Consider the following 20,067-nt stretch of genomic DNA (forward strand, 5'->3'; position numbering starts at 1 on the left):
ATCTTATGTATAAAAATGTTTTCGGTGTTAGTGACTGATGTGAAAAACCTAGTACTGTAGGGGAGTAGGGAGAAAAGATTTTACTCTGAGATAAAAAGGGGTTTAAAGATGAATATTCGTGAGTATATAAAAAAAGGTTTTGAAGTTTACTACGAGCACTATAATCAGGTTTCAGAAGATGGATTTTGCAGATGGATGCGTCCAGATGTTCCTGTTGAGATGAAATTAGCAGATATTGATGAAGAATGGTCAAGATGGAAGATGGTCCCTTCTGTAGTAACGGAAGATGATATTCAAGCTTTAGAAAAAGAGTTCGGACTTCCATTTCCTGAATGGTATAAAGCCTTTATTTCAACGTATCACCATTATTTTGATGTCATACCGGAACAAAGTGTTGATGAACCTTTAAATAACGTTAGAGATATGTATAATCCATCGTTATGTAGTTTAGGATATCTTCCGTTTTCATGGGATGAAGAGTATGGAAAAATAATTTGCATTGATTTAAATGACAATGCAGATGAAGAGACTTGTGCAATATATGAAATTGATCATGAAATTTTATTTGATGATAATGCCGATATTCAAGCGTCATTAGACTATCTATATCCAAATTTTAAGGCGTACTTTGATGCTACGTTCCTTAAATATGGTGAATAACAAAAGGAAGCCCTGGCTATTGTTAAGGCTTCCTTTCATCATTTTTATTCTAATACATACAAAGTAAGGGATCTATTGCTTCTTTCTATCAAAGATTAACCATAGGAACGTAGTAACCGCGGCAATCATCACCATACCGAATCCGTATATAGGAGTATGAGCTAATGATTGGTGGCGAACAATGATTCCTCCAATGTACGATCCTAGAAAAATACCAATGTTAAAGGCTGAAATATTTAATGCTGAAGCCATTGAAATAGCTGATGGTATATATTTTTCTGAAAGCTGAACGGCATAAAGCTGTAATCCCGGTACATTCATAAACATAAATAGCCCCATCATAAAGACCATTATTAATCCAACGATTGATGATTCTAAAAAGAAGTTGATGCCGAGTAGTGCTAATGCTAAGCCTATAAAGATAATAAAGATAGAACGTAAAGGGTTATTATTCGCAAAACGACCACCTAATGTATTACCGATGGCAACACAAATACCATATATAACCAAGATCACGACAATTGCCTTTGGTGAGTAGCCCATATACTGCTCTAAAATAGGAGAAACATAGGTGTATACAACGAATGCGCCACCATATCCAATTGCAGTAATAAAGAGAATTAAGAGCATTCTTATATTCCCTAATACTTTCCCGATATCTCGAAAAGATATTGGATTCCCTTTAGATAATTGACTAGGTACAAGCAGGGCATTACTAATTAATCCAATAATACCTATGATAACTATGAAAATAAACGACATTCGCCAATCGGTTACTTGTCCAATAAAAGTTCCTAGTGGTACACCAGTCACAGTTGCTAATGTTAGTCCTGTAAACATAAAAGCTATTGCACTTGCTCGTTTATTAGGTGCCACAACATCTGCAGCTATAACAGAGGCAATGGACATAAACACACCATGTGCCAATGCTGCAATAACACGCCCAGTTAGTAGTAATGAGAATGAGGGTGCTAAGGCTGCAAGTAAGTTACCGATAATAAACAGCACCATAACGAGCAGTAACACATTTTTGCGACTAAGGCGCGATGTTAATGCTGTTAAAAGTGGTGCACCAATAGTTACACCTAGTGCATATATGGATACGGTTAAACCCGCAGTACTTAAAGTTATATCAAAATCTTTTGTAATTAATGGAAGCAGTCCGACACTTATAAATTCTGTAGAGCCGATACCAAATGCACTGATTGCAAGTGCGAGTAATGTTAGTTTGGCATTCGGCACTTTTGTATCTTTCATTCTAATAATATCTCCTTTGATTTTTTTTATAGTATATAGTAATATTCATATACACCTAAAAGTTATATAGGGTACTTTTAGTTACTTTTGAATATTACAGGGGGTTTACAATGAAAAAAGTTTATAATATTGGTGTTGAAGCCACTCTTGAAGTCATAGGGGGCAAATGGAAACCTATTATTCTTTGTCATCTTAACCACCATGGTAAGATTCGTACGAATGAATTTCGCCGATTGATTCCAGGCATTTCGCAAAAAATGCTAACGAGCCAATTACGTGAATTAGAGCAGTCTGGGTTAATTAATCGCAAGGTTTTCAATCAGGTACCGCCAAAAGTTGAATATTCGCTAACACCTTATGGTCAAGAGATGGACCCCGTGCTGAACATGCTTTGCACTTGGGGTGAAAAACATATTGAAATGCTACAAGATAAAGGTGAAGATGTACTGTTAATGCAACGTGATGAAGATATCGCGATTAAGCATACATCTTAAATAGATTGGAAAGAGACTGTCTAAGAGAAGAAAATAAGACAGTCTCTTTCACGTTTACATAGCTATCGTTTACATGACAAAATCAAACTCATCTGGGTTTGGTCCAACACGTTGATCTAGATTCATGGCGTTAATGATTGCCATCTCTTCATCAGTTAGTGTGAAATCAAAAATATCAGCGTTTTGAATCATACGTTCTTTGCGCACAGATTTTGGAATTGTGACGATACCATTTTGAATATCCCAGCGCAAGATAACTTGAGGATTTGATTTCCCGTATTTTTCAGCTATTTTTGAAATAGTTTCATTATCAAGAAGTCCACCTTGCATTAATGGTGCCCAAGCTTCCACTTGGATATTGTGCTCTTCGCAGAATGAACGTACTTCAGTTTGTTGTAATCGTGGATGAAGTTCCACTTGGTTAATAACTGGTTTGATCCGAGCTATTTTAAGAAGATCCTGTAAGTGTGAAACTTGGAAGTTACATACCCCAATAGCTTTAATTTTCCCTTGCTCGTATAAATCTTCGAGTGCTCTCCAAGCTTCTGCAAATTTATTTTTACCTGGCCAATGAATGAGATATAGGTCTAAATAATCTAGCCCTAATTTTTCTAAGCTGTCTTCGTATGCTGCAATTGTCTCTTCATAGCTCAAGCCATCGTTCCAGACTTTAGACGTAATAAATAAATCCTCACGTTTTAGACCTGTAGATGCTAATGCTTGTCTAATTCCTTCACCGACACCTGCTTCATTGCCATAAATAGCTGCAGTATCAATACTACGGTAACCAACCTCAATTGCATTTTTTACCATTGCTGCTGTTACATCATTCGGTACTTGGAATACGCCTAGACCCATACTAGGCATTTGTAAGCCGTTATTTAATGTAATTCTATCTTGTAAATGATTAATCATTTTTCTGTCCTCCAATTTTCGTTTGTGCTTTGTTGCTTTCTTATTATGCTTTCATGCCAATGCAAAAAAAAGTACGCACTTTTTGGTTTCATAGAAACGTGGAGGTTACTTTTGTGAGATATCAAAGGTTCATCGTTAGAAATTTTTCTTTGTCCACATGGTTCAGCTTTAATAAAGTATTTAGTCTGTAGCAAAATGAGTGGTTTACAAAGGCGAAAAGGGAATTCAATGCTAAAAAGAGAATAAGTAATTGAGACTTTTATAAAGGAGATAGTGAGATGAACCGTTTAAATTTAATCACATTGGGTGTAAAAGATATGGTCGAGTCACTTAGATTTTATCGAGAAGGTCTAGGATTTGAAGTGATTGTTTATGGGGAAGAAACAAATCCTGATGTTATTTTCTTTAATAATGGAGGAACAAAAATTTCCTTGTTTCCGATTGACCGTTTAGCAAAAGATATTAACGAAGCAAATCCACCAGCGATCGGCAACGGCTTTAACGGAATGACACTTGCTTATAACGGAAAGTCTAAAGAAGAAGTTGATCAAGTATTTGATTTGGCTAAAGAAGCAGGAGCAACAATCGTGAAGGAACCCGAAACAGTATTCTGGGGAGGCTATAGTGGCTATTTCCAAGATCCAAACGGCTATTATTGGGAAGTGGCCTACGGAGACATGTGGCAGTTTGATGATAATGATATGTTGATTATTACGTAAAACCATATATGTGACATTTCAGAGCATGTCTTCATCATTGTGATTGTCATGCTCTGTTTTTACATTTGTTAATAATTTGGCTGAATATAGCCTAATTTTATTCCTTTTGTCACTGCCTCTAGCGAGGAGGACACATCTAGCTTATTAAATATATGCTGAATATGGTTTGAAATTGTACGTTCACTTGCAAATAACATAGATGCAATTTCTTTACGCTTATATCCATCGCATAGCAATTGTAATATTTGTTTTTCACTGTCGGTCAATTCTTCGATATAATCCGCGGGTAACGGAAAATAGTAGGTACCCTCATTAATTTCTACTAAAGTTTGTAGTAACTTATCTGGCATAATGTTTTTATTAATAAACCCGCTGACGCCAATTTTTTGAGCTTCATACCGATAAACAGGCAAATCATACCCTGTTAATATGACTATTTTTGTAGAACATTTATTAGCTAAAATGTTCTTTGCTAATCCTAGTCCGTCCTCACTACTGATGTTACTTAAATTTATATCTATTAACGTAATTGTAGGTTTAAATTCATTGATAACTGAAATGACATTTTCAATATTTTGTAATGAATGAAATTGTTCTATTTCAGGGGAATCTGCTAAGACAATCTCAAGACTTTTAGCAAACAGAGCGTGATCATCTATTAATAAAATATTGATAGGATTCATCTCCTTTCATGGGAATAACAATAGTAATACATAAGCCAGAAGGAGAGCATTTTGAAATTAACATGTTGCCATTCAATAAAAATAACTGCTCTTTGATAGAAGCCCAACCTCTATGGTCATTAGGTTCATAATTTTCATGATCTACTTGACCAATCCCATTATCCTTTACTATAAGCTCTATTTCGTCATTATTCAGTGCAAGTTTTACTACCAGATTAGTACATTTAGAATGTTTGAACGCATTTGTTACTAGTTCTTTTACTATTCGATATATAACTAAATGATAAGGTTCAACTAAAAAGAAATCATCATTGCAGTTAAATGTGATGTCTATATTTTTATTTCCAAATTTCTGCTGAATCATATTAATTAAATTACTATAATTTTCTTTTAATGTGAGCGTTTTTAATATGGTCGGGTGATATTCCTGCATCTGTTCACGTATAGACAAGTTTAAATCATCCAGCGTATTCACGATTATTTCACGAACCTCTTGTTTATTAGATTTATTCATCATATTTTTAACGGCTAATATATCCTGTAATATTTCATCATGTAAATAATTTGAAAAAGAAATTTTTAACTTCTCTTCTTTAACTATTTGTACAAGATGCTGTACGTAAGAACTTTCAGGGAATGTTTTTGGTTGTTCTGTATCAAAATATAGCAATTTAGTTTTAATGTCATGAAATAACAAGGTGAAATAAAGCAACACAAACCAAAAAATTGTATGTAGGATAATAAAATAGGTAATCATATTGAATTGAAACAACATGCCAAGTGAACTAATGAAAACAAGAAAACATAACAATATTAGCCCCATTTTATATTCTTTTAAAAGAAAATATTTCCTCATAAATTTATGATTTTTAAAAGCAATTGCGTGGATACTAAATAAAGGTAAAAAAATGACTGTATACCATCCTAAATTATTTAAGTGTTCAGGGCTATTTGCAAACAACACAGCATATCCAAAAAGGGGAACTATAAGAATCGTAACAGATTGAAGTAAATGCTTTTTTTCATTTTTTAAGACAAATATAATTCGTTTTCGATGCTTCAAAAATAGAAAGACCATGCAAGTGAAACTTACAATTATTTGAAATGAAAATAGAAAGGCAAAAAGTGTATCATTAATCAATTTTGAAACGAGTGTTAATAGGCATATCATTTTTAAAACCGAATCTTTTTCCTTTTTATAAATATAGATGGAATCTTGGAAAAAGAACAAGAGCAAAAATTGTACGGTCATATATAGAATGACTACACTAAGTACTATGCTTAGTGTATAAAAAAAGGGGTTTCCATTAAGGGTAAGTAAAAATTGCCATGCTGTAAGGAATAACAAATTAGAAAATTGCGATAGTGTTGTATTTTCTTTAATATTTATAAAATGGATATATGCTCCGTAGAAAACCATAATCGTTATAAGTACTAATGGTAGTAATTTTGTTGTTCCTATAATACTTTCCTGCAAAAACTCATAGCATAAAAAAATAATTAAAAAAAGTTGATGTAATAAAATAAAAAGTTGTTTGTGTTCATAGTACTTTTTCATCCGTTCACATACCTTTACTAGATTACATACAGATAAAGCTGATGCATGTACATCAGCTCTATCTGTAATTTTTTACTATTTACTATCAAAAATAATTTTATTACATGCTCGTTTCGTTAACAAATAATAAATGATATATACAAGAGTGAAAACTATGACTGCGAATAGAATAGGTAATATAAAGGCGCTGTTTTTTCCTAATAAGTCGTCCATTAAAGCGGTTTTGTATGTGATTACTGCAAAAATACTGTGTGCTAACCCTAATGCATAGGGGATGCTAAAGATTGCAAAAACTTCTTTACTAATTATTTTTTTTACTTTTTTCTTGTTATAGCCCATTCTTTGTAGAATAGCAAATTCATCTTTTTTTGACATAGTATTTGATAGATTTTGGAAATATAGAATGCTACCTGTTGCAATAAAAAAGATAATTGTAACGAAGCTAATAAGTAAGAATGTTGAACTATTTTGTTGGATAAGGAAGTCTACTTTTTGGTAGCTACTTGAAAAATAGTTGTTATTTTTAAATAGCGGAGCTAAGTTTTCGTAAACTTCTTTACTTTCCCTCATATTCGTCCCATTAATGCTGATCATCGTCTTTTCTGGTAGCCCGAAGGATTTTACTTCCTTGTAAAGTTTGTCTGAGATAATTAGCGTTCCGACACTATTGGCAAATCCTATTGGGTTAAGTAATGTCGTGTCTTTGACTTTTATATCTACACTATTTGTAGGTGTTAAGTTTAAGGTATAAATATTCCCTTTATCTAGCTTCTTTTTGTCAGGTCGATATTTAACTAAAATACTTTCATTGTCATTTAAATTTTCGAATTCTACATTTTTTCCTTGATTACGTATTAGTTTCTTATAATCTGATTCGGAGATGAGATCAAATCCTGGCTCTTCCTTAATACTGTATTCTTGCGGTAAATTATGAGAAGGCGATGTTATATAGATAATAGTTGTTTCTTTGTGTTTCGCATTTTCTTTGCCAGCAGTACCCTCTGCAATTTTGATTGCCTCAGCAGCCAGTTGTTTGTCCTCCACCGGGAATTCTATAGCTGACGGAATAATACGTTCTGTGGCAACAACTGGATGGTAAAGAGTCAGGACAGTAGAGCCTAATAAAGCTAAAGTTCCTGATACTAATAAAGTTAATAAAATTAAAGTCTTTGCCATCGAACGGATTTTAAAAATAAAGTTTGGAATGATAATAATATTGGATTCGTTATAAAACCAGCTTTTCTTCTTTTTTAACTTTAGAATAGCGAATGGTAAAAAAGAATGAATAAAGAAAATAGTACCTAGAACAACACTTACCATTGTTACAAGTGCAATAGGTGAAAAACCTATTGTTTTCCACAACGATTGAGTTCCTCTTGTAATATCAAGAGCTAAAAAATAACCGAACAAAATAAAAAGTAGCCCAATGAACGACAAGGCTGTATTAATTTTTATTTGTTTTTCTTCCTTCTTATCCAATCGTACTAACATCAGTAACGAACTTTTCCGAAGGATTATCCAGTTTGATAATAATAAGACAGCTAAAATAGCGAATATAAAAATAAATGTAAATACAACAGCGTTTATATTAATAAATGGAATTTCGGAAGTTTCAATTTGTAATTTTAATAATTTGACGATCGCTCCAACAATTCCTTTATGAGCAACAGCACCAAGATTGATTCCAACAATTAAAGCAGCGAAACAAATTAAAATATTTTCGAGCGTTAATAGTTTTACCATAGTCGACTTCCGATACCCTAAGAGCGAATAAATCCCAAGTTCTTTCGTTCTTTTTTTCATAAAGAAGGTATTAGAATAAGACATATAGAATAATACAAATGCCATAACAAACATCGCTACTACTTTTGACATTGTTTCTACTCTGCCATCTGACGAAATTTTCTCCAAAACAATACTGTTCATGGAAAATGAAATAAAGGAGAAGAATACCGTCAGTACAAAGGCTACAGAAACGAAATAGAATGAATAGAAGGAAAAATTATTCTTCAAATTCTTTTTTGCAATTGTTAATAATCCCACCATGATGCATTCCTTTCACCCTTTAGTCTTTATTTAGAGATTTCCTTTAATATTTCTTCAAAGAATTGTTTTCTAGTTTGATGGTTTCTTTTTAATTCCTTTATGATATTTCCATCTTTAAATAGCAGAATTCTACTTGAAAAACTTGCTGCATAAGCATCATGAGTTACCATTAAAATAGTAGTATGGAGTTCCTCATTTACTTCTCTTAACTTTTGAAGTAACTCAGTTGCAGAGTGTGAATCTAGTGCGCCTGTTGGTTCATCAGCAAATAAAATACTTGGCTGTTTCGCAATTGCTCTGGCTGCGGCAACTCTTTGCTTTTGCCCGCCAGAAAGCTGACTAGGGTACTTTGATAATTGTTCGAATATCCCAAAACGCTTTGCTAAATAGTTGATCGTTGAATCTATTTCTTCTGGAGATTTGTGCAGTAAAGTAAGGGGTACTGCAATATTTTCCTTTACGGATAAGCTATCAAGTAAAAAATACTCCTGAAAAATAAAGCCTAAATGATCCTTTCTAAAATCAGCAGATTGGTTATCATTGAGTGTTTTTATATCAACACCATCAATTAAAATTTCACCATCTGTAGGCGTATCAATTGTTGATAGAATATTTAATAAAGTTGTTTTTCCTGATCCAGATGCCCCCATAATTCCAACAAATTCACCAGATTGAATGTCAAAAGATACTTTATTGAGTCCAGGCACTTGATTTTTGTTATAAATTTTTGTCACGTTTTTTGCAGAAACTAATGTATTCATCTTTTTGCTCCTTTCAGTCCATCAATACGACAAGTTTATTATTCAATCCGAAAGGGCACATGAGTAAAAAACGCAATCTTTTTGGCAATGGAGATGGGAGAGATAGTGGGAAGAGCTGTTACATAAATTTCAAATAGAATAAATAGTTGAAGGCTCTTCACCAAAAGTTGTGGATGACATTTGTTAAATATGCCTTGTATATAAGTTGATTGGAGTGGAGGCTGGGTGACTCCTTGGGGATCAGCGATAGAGGAAAGAAGGCTAAAACCATCACGTCCTGTGATAACGCCTTCGTGACCAACATCCTGTTGCCCCGAGGAAAGCGCCCAGCCGGAACGGAAATTAACTACACGTTATGGTGAAGAGCCTATTTGAAATTATATAATGCAAAATATGGTTTTTTAGTATAACGTTATTTTTAAGGCTATATGAATACATAGATTAGGAGGATGAACATTGTTTCGCATATTGTACATAGAAGACGAAAAAGAGATTGGCCAATGGGTGATGAAGGATTTAACGGAAAGAGGCTATGAGGTGACATGGCTTGAATCTGGTGAAGAGGTCGACCAACACATAGCTTTTAAGGATATCGCGATATTGGATGTGATGCTGCCTGGATTAGATGGCTTTTCAATTGGTAAAAGAATTAAGCGAGAAAATAAAGAAATCCCTATTTTGATGTTGTCAGCACGTACGGCTGTGGAGGATAAAATAGAGGGGCTTAACTTCGCTGATGACTATTTAACGAAGCCATTCCATCCTGATGAACTAGTAGCGCGTGTGGAAGTATTGTTAAGAAGATATCAAAAGAACGACGATGTACTGGATCTTCAGCATCTTAAAATTTTTACGAAAGAAATGCGAATCATGAATACGCAGACAGATGAAGAGGTTCAATTAACAGGCAAGCAGTTCTATTTATTTCAATATTTTATTCGCCATTTAAATCAAATCCTAACAAAGGAACAGCTTTATGAAGGTGTCTGGGGTGAAAGTTACATAGAAGGCGATAAAACATTAATGGTGCATATTCGATACTTAAGAGAAAAAATAGAAATAGATCCAGCGAAGCCGACAATTATTGAAACGATCCGTGGTATTGGATACAGGGTGAAGCAATGAAATTTTTCCGATCATTTTTCTTTCTACGATCATTATTAGCTAAGTATATGCTCATCATTTTACTAGCCATTTCGATTGTTCAAATAGCTTTTCTCGTCATCCCTATTTCTGTGCTAGGTATTACAAGAAGTGGACCTTCGGATGAGGTTCTCCTTGAAAGTGAAATAGAGGAGAAATGGCATACAGAAGCTAAAAGTATCAAAAACTTTACAGATGAAGCAATTACTCAGCATTTTAAAAATTGGCAAAAGCAATACCCAGAAGCTTCTATGTTTTGGGTAAGCGAGGATGGAACATTGCTGACAACAGTTAACGTGGAAGAACAGCTTCCATCCAAATGGACACCAGCGTATACTACAAAATTTATTAAACAGCGTTATGGCGGTGATCCATTTACAGTCATTTCCTTTTTAGGTGATGATGAATCTAATGGTTTTATTGTTTTTGAAATTCCAAAAGCATTATTTAAGCCACCAATTATGAATGTTTATGAACAATATAGTGCCATTGTATTGATCGGTATAATTTTCTTTATTTTGTTTTTTATTGTAGTCTCGTTCTTGTTTTTCAGAGGTATTCGGAAACGACTATTATATTTACAAGAAGCGATGGAAGTTCGCGATGTAGACGGCTTACCTATTGAAACGAAGGTCCAGAAGATGGATGAGATTGGTCAGCTAGAACAAAGCTTTAACCGAATGGTATGTGAGCTTAGGGAGAGTAAAAATCGTGAGCAGCGGGAAGAACAGCTACGAAGAGAGCTGATTGCTAATCTATCACATGACCTACGTACCCCTTTAACGAAAATTAGAGCGCAATCTTATTCTCTCAGCAAAGAGGAACTATCAGAAGAGGGGCAACAGGCTATTAAAGCAATGGAAATATCGATTGTAAATATCGATGCTTTAATAGAAAATTTAATGTCCTATACTTTACTAATGGCTAGTAAATATAAATTTGAACAAAAAGAAATCAACGTTATACGATTTGTACGTGAGCAAATGACAACATGGTATCCGGTATTCGAAAAAGAAGGCTTTGAAATCGATATTGAGCTACATCCATTTGAGAAAAATGAATGGCAAGTTGATCCGATTTGGCTTGGACGTATTTTTGATAATTTATTTCAAAATGTATTACGCCATGCAAATAGCGGGAAATATATTGGCGTGGAAACCGAATCGACGGAGCACTATGATGCATTTATCATTAAAGATCACGGAAACGGTATGAAAAATGAATCCAATGCTAAAGGTGCGGGCATCGGCTTATCTATCGTTGATATCATGGTAAAGGGCATGGATTTAGACTGGGATATTGAGTCAAGCGAATCCGGCACAAAGATTAAAATTAAACATTATAAATAGAATAATTCGTGAAGCATGTTACGGCATGCTTCATTTCAGTAATTGTCCAAACAGTATGCCAGCAAAGCTTATGGCATGCTGTTTTTTGGATTCCTAATCCATGCAGACTCCTTGGGGATTAGCGGCTCATCGGACGCCCCCAGGAAGCTCTGCTCTGCGCGAAAGCGAAGCGTCAGCGGCAAAGCGCCCAGCCAGAACGGAAATCAACCCACGTTATGATAAAGTGTCTTTTTTAAACAAAATTTAAACTTGACCCTTACCTGCTTTTAACCTTCATTGACTATGATAATGACAGAGGTGAGGACAATGGAATATATCGTACAAACAGAAAATTTATCAAAAAGCTTTGGTAAAGAGCAAGCTGTATCAAATATAAATTTAAAAATACGTAAAGGAGAAATATATGGATTTTTAGGACCGAATGGAGCGGGAAAAACGACGACTATTCGTATGCTTCTTGGGCTGATGAAGCCATCTTCTGGGACAATTAAAATCTTCCAAAAAGATTTAACGAAGGAACGAATAAATATTTTAGCAAAGGTCGGTTCATTGGTAGAGAACCCTTCCTATTATCCACATTTAACGGCCTATGAAAATTTAGAAGCGTTAAGAAAAATTTTGGGTGTACCGAAATCACGCATCGATGAAGTATTAGAAATTGTTCGTTTGAAGGATGTTGCCAATAAAAAAGTAAAGGGCTTTTCACTTGGGATGAAGCAACGTTTAGGTATTGCAGCGTCCTTGCTACACAATCCTGAATTACTTATTTTAGATGAACCAACGAATGGTCTTGATCCATCAGGTATTATCGAAATCCGTAATTTGATTAAACGATTGCCTTCAGAATATGGGATGACGGTTATTATTTCAAGTCATTTACTATCAGAAATCGATCAAATGGCTACACAAGTGGGGATCGTTACGAAGGGAAAAATGATTTTCCAAGATTCAATTGAAGCAATGCGTAGATTTGCTCAGCCAAAGGTATTAATTAAGGTGAGCAATGGTGAAAAGGGCTGGCGTTCACTAGTAGCAAATGGCATTAAGGCAGAACATAAGGATGACCTGATTTTATTCGATGAATGCTCAGATGAAAAAGTAGCACATATTGTACAAATCCTCGTACAAGAAGGCATTTCGGTTTACCGAGTAGAGGAAGAGAAACGATCATTAGAAGAGATTTTCCTTCAAATGACATCAGGAGAGTCAGCGCTATGATAGGAAAACTGTTAACTTCTGACTTTTTGAAAATTAAACGCAAAGGATTATGGTTTTTAACAGCTTTAGGACCCATAGGTGTTGTTGCACTGCAAATGGTGAATTACGGCATAAGGAAGGACTATTTGCTACAACAAAGTGAGGACGATTGGGGCTACTATTTATTAAATGTTCATTCATTTACACCACTTGCTATTGTTTTAGGGATTGCTATTTTAACTTCATTTATGGCGAGCATTGAAAACGAAACAAATGCTTGGAAGCAATTAATTGCATTACCTGTTTCAAAATTAACGGTGTATTTATCGAAATTCACAGTGCTAGCCATTTTATTGTTTTTGTCTTCCACGTTGTTAATGTTAGTTACGATGGCTTATGGCGTGTTTTTAGATTTAGGTGATAGCATACCATTTGGGGAACTTGCTAAATTTAGTTATTATCCATATTTTGCAGCGCTACCAATATTAGCACTTCAGCTTTGGATTGCAAGCGTTTGTCATAATCAGGGGATACCAATAACAGTAGGTATTTTTGGCGTGATTTTTGCCTACTCATCATATTTTTTACCTGATTGGATGATTTGGAAATGGCCATCGTTAATGAATCAATGGGATGAGCCGATTATTAATGTCATGCTTGGAATAGGCATTGGTATTGTACTGTATATTATCGGAACGATCGATTTTGCTAGAAGGGATGTAAAGTAATGGGATCTATACTGAGCGCTGAATGGTTTAAATTGCGAAAATCTAAAATGGTGCCATTAATTTTGGCAGGACCTATAATCGGACTTTTTATAGGATTAGCATCAAACACTATGAATGGTTTAATAGGTTCTGAAATTAATGAATGGTACGTCTCTTTAATTTCCATGAATTTAACATATGCATTATTATTCCTGCCTTTAATTTCAGGCGTATTTGCGAGTGTTATTTGTAGATATGAACATCAATCTGGTGGCTGGAAACAACTTTTAGCATTACCTGTTACAAGAGGGAAAGTATTTGTTGCAAAGTATGTATTAATTATGCTGCTTGTGTTGGCGATGCAGATACTATATTTATGCTCTATATATGCAGTAGGTTTGATAAAAGGCTACACAGATCCTTTCCCAATGGAGATTGTATGGAAAAGTATTGTTGGAGGATGGGTAGCAACATGGCCATTAGTCGCGTTGCAGCTGTGGACGTCCGTTATGTTTAAAAGCTTTGCTGCTCCATTTGCAGTAAACGTCATTTTTACTTTACCTTCTATCTTAGCAGTCAATTCCGAACGTTTTGGACCTTACTATCCATGGGGTCAGCCCTTCTTGATGATGAATGTTGGTGGCGATACAGGTGAGGTATTCTTTGTGCCTTGGGATCAATTATTAACAGTTGTAGGCGGAGGGTTCTTACTGTTTTTCCTTGGTGGATATTTATACTTCCAACGAAAAGCTGTATAAAGTGGATTTTAAACGGTGGGGGTCTTCTTCTTCTCCACTGTTTATCAGCCTTCACCAATTGGGCGAGTACAGGAATTTAATAGAGTAAGGGAGATTTTTTAAAATGGTATTTGTTAAAAGGAGCTTTTTATTAATTTCAGCATTATTTCTTTTATTATCTTTAGCGGGGTGTGGAAAGGGAGAAGCCGTTAATGATGCTCCAAAGTATACATCTGCAGTTGAAGATATAGATATTCCGAATGATGTGAAAGTAATTGGTTTCGGAGAAGCGACACACGGAAATGTTGAATTCCAAACATTAAAGAAGGATGTATTTCAGGCTTTAATAAAAAATGAAAATGTCCGTGTTTTTGTATTAGAAGGCGATTTTGGTGGCGCTCAGCAAATCAATCAGTTTATTTTAAATGGTACTGGCACAGCTGAGGAAGCGGTAAAAGCTTTGGATTATGGTATCTATAAAACGGAGCAAATGATTGATTTTGTTCAATGGATGCATGATTATAACATGACTGCCGATGAGAAAGATAAAATTTATTTTTACGGTAACGATATGCAACGCTATGATTTTAGTAAAAAAGGGTTATTGGATTATTATGAAGCAGTTGATCAGGACAAAGCAAAGGAATATGCAGCCCAGTTACAACACGTTTCAAATAAGACAATGCGCGATTTAAAGAATGATCAACTAAAAGAACTAGACAGAAATATTGATGCAATTATAAAGGATTTGCAAACAAATAAAGAAGCTTATATAAAGCAATCATCGAAAGAAGCCTATTTATTTGCTGCCCAATATGCACAAATCATGAAACAACGCACGCAATTATTTTTAAATGACAGTGATTATATGAATCTTCGTGATAAATATTTAGCTAACAACTTACAATGGATTGTCGATTTTGAAGCGGCTCAAGGTCATGATAAAGTATTAATGTCTGCTCATAATGGACATATAGAGAAAACTTCTGCAAATATGGCAGGATACACATCTATGGGTCAATACTTAGACGAAGAGTATAAAGATGCGTACTTTGCCATTGGAACTGACTTTGTTAACAATACGTTTCAGGCACAAAATGGATCTGGTGAAAGAAAAACTTATACAGTTAAGCATCATAATGCATTAATCGATGCTTTCAGCGAAGTTAAGGAAAATATTTTCTATGTAGATTTTGAAAAAGCGAGTGAATCTGACGAGTTAGCAGAAATTCTTGCTAAGAAGCAGAGAATGGGGAATATCGGTGATGACTTTAGCTTTTGGTACAAGTTCACACAGATGCTTTATACAATTAAAATGACACCTCAAGAAGCTTATGATGGCATTATTCTTGTTCAAGAGGCAACTCCAACAGAAGTTATTGAATAACAACGTCATCATGCAACATAAAAATGCTATTACCTCCAAATAGGTAATAGTATTTTTGTATATGAACCCAAATGTCATCACTTGTGGATAAAGTAATCATAGCATAATTAGAATGAAGCTTTTTGAAGATAAATATAATTTTTATCAAAAATTGTGGAATTCACAGAAAAAAGTGATTTTGCAACTTTTATAGCTAATGATATGGTACTAACATAACTAGAAAAGTACAGGAGGAACAGGACATATGAGCGGGTTCTTTTCAATAATACCTATAACTTTTACTATTCTACCTATCATTTTTGTTATATGGTTTGCGATGACTTTGATTAAACTTCAACGTGAAAGTAATATGTTGTTGAAAGAAATATCTGAAAAGTTAAATAATGTTGACCGTAAGTCCAATAACCTGTAAATGGTAGTTGACTTTTATTTTTCTTCTACAAGTATTCATTAAAAGAGCGTAAGGAAAAAGTGTCCACAAATGGTTAAGGGGTTAGGTCTTCGCGGCTTTGATACTAGAAAATAGCCAGAATTGGTGTTCTTTCGTAAATTACAATAGAACCGATTTGCGGATTAACCTACTATTAATAAGTATTGAACACCTCGATTTTGTTAATGATAACAAAAGAGGAGGTGTGAAAACGATGGCACAAGAAATTCTTTGTGAAGTCAATAACTGTACATTTTGGGATTCTGGAAACAAATGTACTGCAGAAAAAATTTATGTTGTAAGTCAAAAGGGACAGCAGGCATCTAATAGTGAAGAAACCGACTGCAAAACATTTGAACCTGATACGCATTAATTGTAGGAAGGGTAATCATTTTTATGATTACCCTTTTTCCAACGTTCGATTAGTACATATTTACGCTGTCCTTGTTAAACAATAATGAATGAGCATTTTTTACTCTTTCCTCTACATTGTCTAAAGAATACTTTCCAAATGAATCTGTTAGATCACCAATTGCACGCGATAAATTATCAATAACAGGAATCAATGTGTCTAACTGAGTAAGTTCTTTCCCTCCGTTCATTTCATCCGTAATTTCATAGGCTAGATGTTGAATCTTTCTTAGTCGCAATTTTTCAGATTGCATGGAACCCTCCTTATTGAACCGAGTTATAATGTCTAAATATATGTCTTGTGAATTATTTTCATGAATGATTTTTAATGAATCCGGATCCATTAAAAGTAGTTGTTAGGACTGCTGAGGGAGTGAGCAATTTTCTTTATACCTAGCTCGATTTTTTTGTCATCAACATTCGAAACATTTAGCTTTAAAATTCGTTCACGATAGAATCCATCTAAATAATTACGATCAATTGTATCTAAATAAATGTCCTGCTGTGCCAAATGCTGTATGAGCATATTGGTATTGACTTCCCTAGGCAATACGATATGACTGTGCATACAAATTTCTGTAGAAGCTTTATATTGGGGCAAATAAGTTTTGATGGATTGCTGAAGTATTTTGGCACGTATTGTATATGCTTCGCTAACTTTCTTTTGGTAACGCTCAAACATACCGCTTTTTAAATATAGCTCTAGCGCAGCCTGTGAAATCATAGAACTATCGATATCAGTTGTATTTTTATGCTTCTGAAAAATATCGATGAGTGTATTTGGTAAAATAGCAATCCCAATGCGCAAGCCAGGAAACATAATTTTAGAGAAGCTTTTTAAATATATAACCTGCTCTTCAGCATCATCTGTAAATAGTGGATCGTTTTTTTTGTTTAGATCGAAATCTGCTAAATAATCATCTTCAACGATATAAACATTGTACTTATAGGCGAGCTTACGAATATCATCCTTCTCTTTTTTACTAAAGGCAGTACCTAGAGGATTATGCAGTCGTGGCATTGTATAAAAAAACTTAATGTCATGCTTTTTAAACATAATCTCTAATTCTTCTAAATCTATGCCATCTAAAGTTCTCTTGATGCCCATTACTGGTATTTTATATGTTTTTAAATAATCCATATATAGATGGTAGCTAGGCTGTTCTACTAGAATGGTTGTCCGATTATTAGGAAAGGGCATAACACTTAACAATGAGAGAGATTGCTGGACACCAGAAGTGATAAAGATATTATCTTCCTTTGTGAATATTTGATACGTTTCTAACAATTTTTTTACTTCTATAATTAGTGAAGGCAAACCTTTTGGTGTACCATATCGAAATAAGTCTGCTTGATATGTATCAATGGCTTTATTGATACAATGCTGGAAATCCTTATATGGGAACGAATGCCAACTGGGTGATGATGTTGCAAAATCTATACAATTGTACACTTGTGGCTTATACGGAAGTTGATTGTCCACAACATAGTAACCACTTTTGGGTAAGGCATATATAAGATGCTGACCTACTAGCTTTTCTAAGGCCTTCAAAATGGTGCTTTTACTACAAAAAAATTCTTGAGATAAAGTACGGATAGAGGGAAGCTTTGCACCAGCCTGTAGGGCACCCGTTTGTATTTGGTTCATTAGTTTAGAATAAATTAATTCATACTTAAGCATATACATCCTCCTACACATCTGTATCGGTACAGATGTGTGTTTTTTGTATCGTGCGAGTCTTTAATTTTTATTACGATATCTTTACCGGCCGGAATGAAGAGAAGGAGTACATCATATGGCAGCAAAAAGAAAGGCATATGTGGCAGCGATTATTTATGCTTTCGTTATTGGGCTTTCATTTATGTTTGTTAAAGTTACATTGACAGTAGCAAGCCCAATAGATACACTTGCACATCGATTTACTATCGCACTAATTGGTATCGTTATTTTAATAGTCTTTACACAGAATAAGTTGAAAATTAATAAACAGGATGTAGCACGAATTCTACCTTTGGCACTGTTATATCCAATAGCTTTTTTCACTTTTCAAGTGCTTGGACTCGCAAGAATTTCCTCTACAGAGGCTGGAATTATTCAAGCGGCAATTCCTATTTTTACGTTAGTACTTGCAAGTGTGATTTTAAAGGAAAAAGCTACACGTGAACAGCTTACATTCATTAGTTTATCAGTATTTGGCGTTATCTATATGCTTTTTATGAACAATGGAAATGCTAGCTCAGAAAATTTAATCGGGAGTGGGTTTATATTACTTTCAGCATGCGCGGCATCTCTATATAACGTTTTAGCAAGAAAGCTTACAAAACAATATTCATTAGTGACATTAACATATGTGATGACATTATGCGGTTTTGTCATTTTTAATGGACTAGCAATTGGAAATCACTTAATAAATGGTACGCTTCTTCAATTTTTCAAACCTTTTGAGCATGTCGATTTTGTTATAGCTATTTTATATTTAGGTATTCTATCTTCCCTTATTACTTCCTACTTATCAAATTATACTTTATCGATATTGGAAGCTTCTAAAATGAGTGTTTTTAGTAATTTTGCCACGCTTATTACAATACTTGCGGGCGTCATTTTCTTACAGGAAACATTTCATGTCTACCATTTGATTGGTGGAATAGTCATTATTATAGGCGTGATTGGAACTAACTATTTTGGACATAAGAGGGGAGCACAATGAGAAAATATATTCTTTTACTTTTAATAAGCTGTATTTGGGGTTCTCAATTTTTTTTCGTAGCGTTAGTAACGAGTGAGGTTGGAGCAGTTACTCTATCCTTGCTAAAAGCCATTATCGGTGCTCTATGTTTAACCTTTATTAGCCTATTTTTAAAAAGGGAAAATAGCTCGACCGACATTAAATTGTATGTTGGAATTGCTTTTTTTGAAGTAGTGTTACCCTTTATCCTTATTGCCCAAGGTCAAAAGTATGTATCGAGCAGTATTGCATCTATGCTTATAGCGACGGTACCAATCATCACTTTAGTCCTTTACGTTATTTTCTTTAAAAAGAACGTAAGTCAGTTTCAATTTGTCGGCATTTTATTGGGTTTTTTAGGATTGATCATTCTATCATGGCCGACACAAGCAATGAACGGCTCAGGAACATTGTTAGGGAATGTGCTCCTGCTATTGGCTGCAATTAGCTTTGCACTATCATTAATTTTAATGGAAAAATTAGATGATGGTTCGCCAGTTGTTCATATGCGAAATGTATTATGGATTGCTACTATCATATTGTTACCATTAGCCTTTATCTTTGAAAGGCCATTACTTTTGGATATAAATGGCCTACAAACAGCTTCGATTGTTATTTTAGGAATTTTTCACGCAGGGATTGTATACATGCTATATAATCTTTTAATTCAAAAAGAGGGTGCATTATTTGCTTCCTTTAGTAATTACATTGTTCCTGTAGTAGGTGTACTGTTGGGTTATTTTATTTTAAACGAATCATTATCATTGCAACATATAACAGGGATATTTATTGTTCTTTGTGCACTTTTGTTATCTAATAAACAGACTATCAAAAGCGACTAGGCAAATGGCAAGGAAGCTGGATCTTTAGTGTGAACTAAACAAACC

At 34.4% G+C, this 20,067-nt stretch carries 21 protein-coding genes; 13 read left to right on the top strand and 8 right to left on the bottom strand.

The features are described 5' to 3' along the window. The first annotated feature begins 108 nt into the window (after nucleotides 1-108). Entirely contained in the window at nucleotides 109-660 is a 552-nt protein-coding gene (locus ACB089_RS00705; protein ID WP_374964740.1) for an SMI1/KNR4 family protein, read from the top strand. Between the two features lie 72 nt (nucleotides 661-732). On the opposite strand, the gene ACB089_RS00710 is transcribed toward ACB089_RS00705, so the two are convergent. Continuing rightward, complete coding sequence (locus tag ACB089_RS00710) at nucleotides 733-1,917, bottom strand: MFS transporter (protein WP_374964741.1); 1,185 nt, start codon at nucleotides 1,915-1,917, stop codon at nucleotides 733-735. A gap of 110 nt (nucleotides 1,918-2,027) precedes the next feature. Here ACB089_RS00710 and ACB089_RS00715 point away from each other — a divergent pair, with 110 nt between their 5' ends. Beyond that, complete coding sequence (locus ACB089_RS00715; protein ID WP_374964742.1) at nucleotides 2,028-2,411, top strand: winged helix-turn-helix transcriptional regulator; 384 nt, start codon at nucleotides 2,028-2,030, stop codon at nucleotides 2,409-2,411. A 69-nt stretch (nucleotides 2,412-2,480) separates the two neighbouring features. On the opposite strand, the gene ACB089_RS00720 is transcribed toward ACB089_RS00715, so the two are convergent. Beyond that, entirely contained in the window at nucleotides 2,481-3,326 is an 846-nt protein-coding gene (locus tag ACB089_RS00720; protein ID WP_374964744.1) for an aldo/keto reductase, read from the bottom strand. 278 nt (nucleotides 3,327-3,604) lie between these two features. Here ACB089_RS00720 and ACB089_RS00725 point away from each other — a divergent pair, with 278 nt between their 5' ends. Beyond that, a complete protein-coding gene (locus ACB089_RS00725; RefSeq protein WP_068985027.1) occupies nucleotides 3,605-4,045 on the top strand; it encodes a VOC family protein in 441 nt (146 codons plus the stop codon). A gap of 68 nt (nucleotides 4,046-4,113) precedes the next feature. On the opposite strand, the gene ACB089_RS00730 is transcribed toward ACB089_RS00725, so the two are convergent. From ACB089_RS00730 to ACB089_RS00745, 4 genes are all read right to left on the bottom strand, one after another. Then, the gene (locus ACB089_RS00730) at nucleotides 4,114-4,728 is read right to left on the bottom strand and encodes a response regulator transcription factor (protein ID WP_374964746.1); all 615 of its coding nucleotides are present in this window, start codon (nucleotides 4,726-4,728) and stop codon (nucleotides 4,114-4,116) included. Beyond that, entirely contained in the window at nucleotides 4,697-6,286 is a 1,590-nt protein-coding gene (locus ACB089_RS00735) for an ATP-binding protein (RefSeq protein WP_374964748.1), read from the bottom strand. The genes ACB089_RS00730 and ACB089_RS00735 overlap by 32 nt, the downstream gene beginning before the upstream one ends. Nucleotides 6,287-6,361: 75 nt before the next feature. Continuing rightward, complete coding sequence (locus ACB089_RS00740) at nucleotides 6,362-8,329, bottom strand: FtsX-like permease family protein (protein WP_374967631.1); 1,968 nt, start codon at nucleotides 8,327-8,329, stop codon at nucleotides 6,362-6,364. 29 nt (nucleotides 8,330-8,358) lie between these two features. Then, nucleotides 8,359-9,093 carry an ABC transporter ATP-binding protein gene (locus tag ACB089_RS00745; protein WP_374964749.1) on the bottom strand — a complete coding sequence of 245 codons (735 nt, stop codon included), beginning with the start codon at nucleotides 9,091-9,093 and terminating at the stop codon, nucleotides 8,359-8,361. A gap of 456 nt (nucleotides 9,094-9,549) precedes the next feature. Between ACB089_RS00745 and ACB089_RS00750 the strand changes: the two genes are divergently transcribed. From ACB089_RS00750 to ACB089_RS00785, 8 genes are all read left to right on the top strand, one after another. After that, a complete protein-coding gene (locus tag ACB089_RS00750) occupies nucleotides 9,550-10,218 on the top strand; it encodes a response regulator transcription factor (RefSeq protein WP_374964751.1) in 669 nt (222 codons plus the stop codon). After that, nucleotides 10,215-11,585 (top strand): histidine kinase dimerization/phospho-acceptor domain-containing protein, encoded by a 1,371-nt coding sequence (locus ACB089_RS00755; protein ID WP_374964753.1) that lies wholly within the window; start codon nucleotides 10,215-10,217, stop codon nucleotides 11,583-11,585. The genes ACB089_RS00750 and ACB089_RS00755 overlap by 4 nt, the downstream gene beginning before the upstream one ends. 100 nt (nucleotides 11,586-11,685) lie before the next feature. Next, nucleotides 11,686-11,832 carry a hypothetical protein gene (locus ACB089_RS00760; RefSeq protein WP_374964754.1) on the top strand — a complete coding sequence of 49 codons (147 nt, stop codon included), beginning with the start codon at nucleotides 11,686-11,688 and terminating at the stop codon, nucleotides 11,830-11,832. A gap of 59 nt (nucleotides 11,833-11,891) precedes the next feature. Beyond that, nucleotides 11,892-12,803: an ABC transporter ATP-binding protein gene (locus ACB089_RS00765; protein WP_374964756.1), complete on the top strand. Its 912-nt coding sequence runs from the start codon at nucleotides 11,892-11,894 to the stop codon at nucleotides 12,801-12,803. Continuing rightward, the gene (locus ACB089_RS00770) at nucleotides 12,800-13,510 is read left to right on the top strand and encodes an ABC transporter permease (protein ID WP_368638352.1); all 711 of its coding nucleotides are present in this window, start codon (nucleotides 12,800-12,802) and stop codon (nucleotides 13,508-13,510) included. The genes ACB089_RS00765 and ACB089_RS00770 overlap by 4 nt, the downstream gene beginning before the upstream one ends. After that, nucleotides 13,510-14,247 carry an ABC transporter permease gene (locus ACB089_RS00775; protein WP_374964757.1) on the top strand — a complete coding sequence of 246 codons (738 nt, stop codon included), beginning with the start codon at nucleotides 13,510-13,512 and terminating at the stop codon, nucleotides 14,245-14,247. The genes ACB089_RS00770 and ACB089_RS00775 overlap by 1 nt, the downstream gene beginning before the upstream one ends. A 103-nt stretch (nucleotides 14,248-14,350) precedes the next feature. Next, nucleotides 14,351-15,613 carry an erythromycin esterase family protein gene (locus tag ACB089_RS00780; RefSeq protein WP_374964759.1) on the top strand — a complete coding sequence of 421 codons (1,263 nt, stop codon included), beginning with the start codon at nucleotides 14,351-14,353 and terminating at the stop codon, nucleotides 15,611-15,613. A gap of 644 nt (nucleotides 15,614-16,257) precedes the next feature. Further along, a complete protein-coding gene (locus tag ACB089_RS00785) occupies nucleotides 16,258-16,416 on the top strand; it encodes a DUF1540 domain-containing protein (RefSeq protein ID WP_068985017.1) in 159 nt (52 codons plus the stop codon). Between the two features lie 49 nt (nucleotides 16,417-16,465). Here ACB089_RS00785 and ACB089_RS00790 read toward each other — a convergent pair whose 3' ends face one another. Both ACB089_RS00790 and ACB089_RS00795 read right to left on the bottom strand, forming a co-directional pair. Then, nucleotides 16,466-16,708: a group-specific protein gene (locus tag ACB089_RS00790; protein ID WP_374964761.1), complete on the bottom strand. Its 243-nt coding sequence runs from the start codon at nucleotides 16,706-16,708 to the stop codon at nucleotides 16,466-16,468. Nucleotides 16,709-16,797: 89 nt separating this feature from the next. Further along, a complete protein-coding gene (locus ACB089_RS00795) occupies nucleotides 16,798-18,135 on the bottom strand; it encodes a PLP-dependent aminotransferase family protein (RefSeq protein WP_374964762.1) in 1,338 nt (445 codons plus the stop codon). 115 nt (nucleotides 18,136-18,250) lie between these two features. Between ACB089_RS00795 and ACB089_RS00800 the strand changes: the two genes are divergently transcribed. Further along, nucleotides 18,251-19,162: a DMT family transporter gene (locus tag ACB089_RS00800; RefSeq protein ID WP_374964764.1), complete on the top strand. Its 912-nt coding sequence runs from the start codon at nucleotides 18,251-18,253 to the stop codon at nucleotides 19,160-19,162. Then, nucleotides 19,159-20,022 carry a DMT family transporter gene (locus tag ACB089_RS00805; protein ID WP_374964765.1) on the top strand — a complete coding sequence of 288 codons (864 nt, stop codon included), beginning with the start codon at nucleotides 19,159-19,161 and terminating at the stop codon, nucleotides 20,020-20,022. The genes ACB089_RS00800 and ACB089_RS00805 overlap by 4 nt, the downstream gene beginning before the upstream one ends. The last annotated feature ends 45 nt before the right edge of the window (nucleotides 20,023-20,067 follow it).

Source organism: Lysinibacillus sp. RS10, assembly GCF_041956855.1.
Taxonomy (GTDB): Bacteria; Bacillota; Bacilli; order Bacillales_A; family Planococcaceae; genus Lysinibacillus; species Lysinibacillus xylanilyticus_A.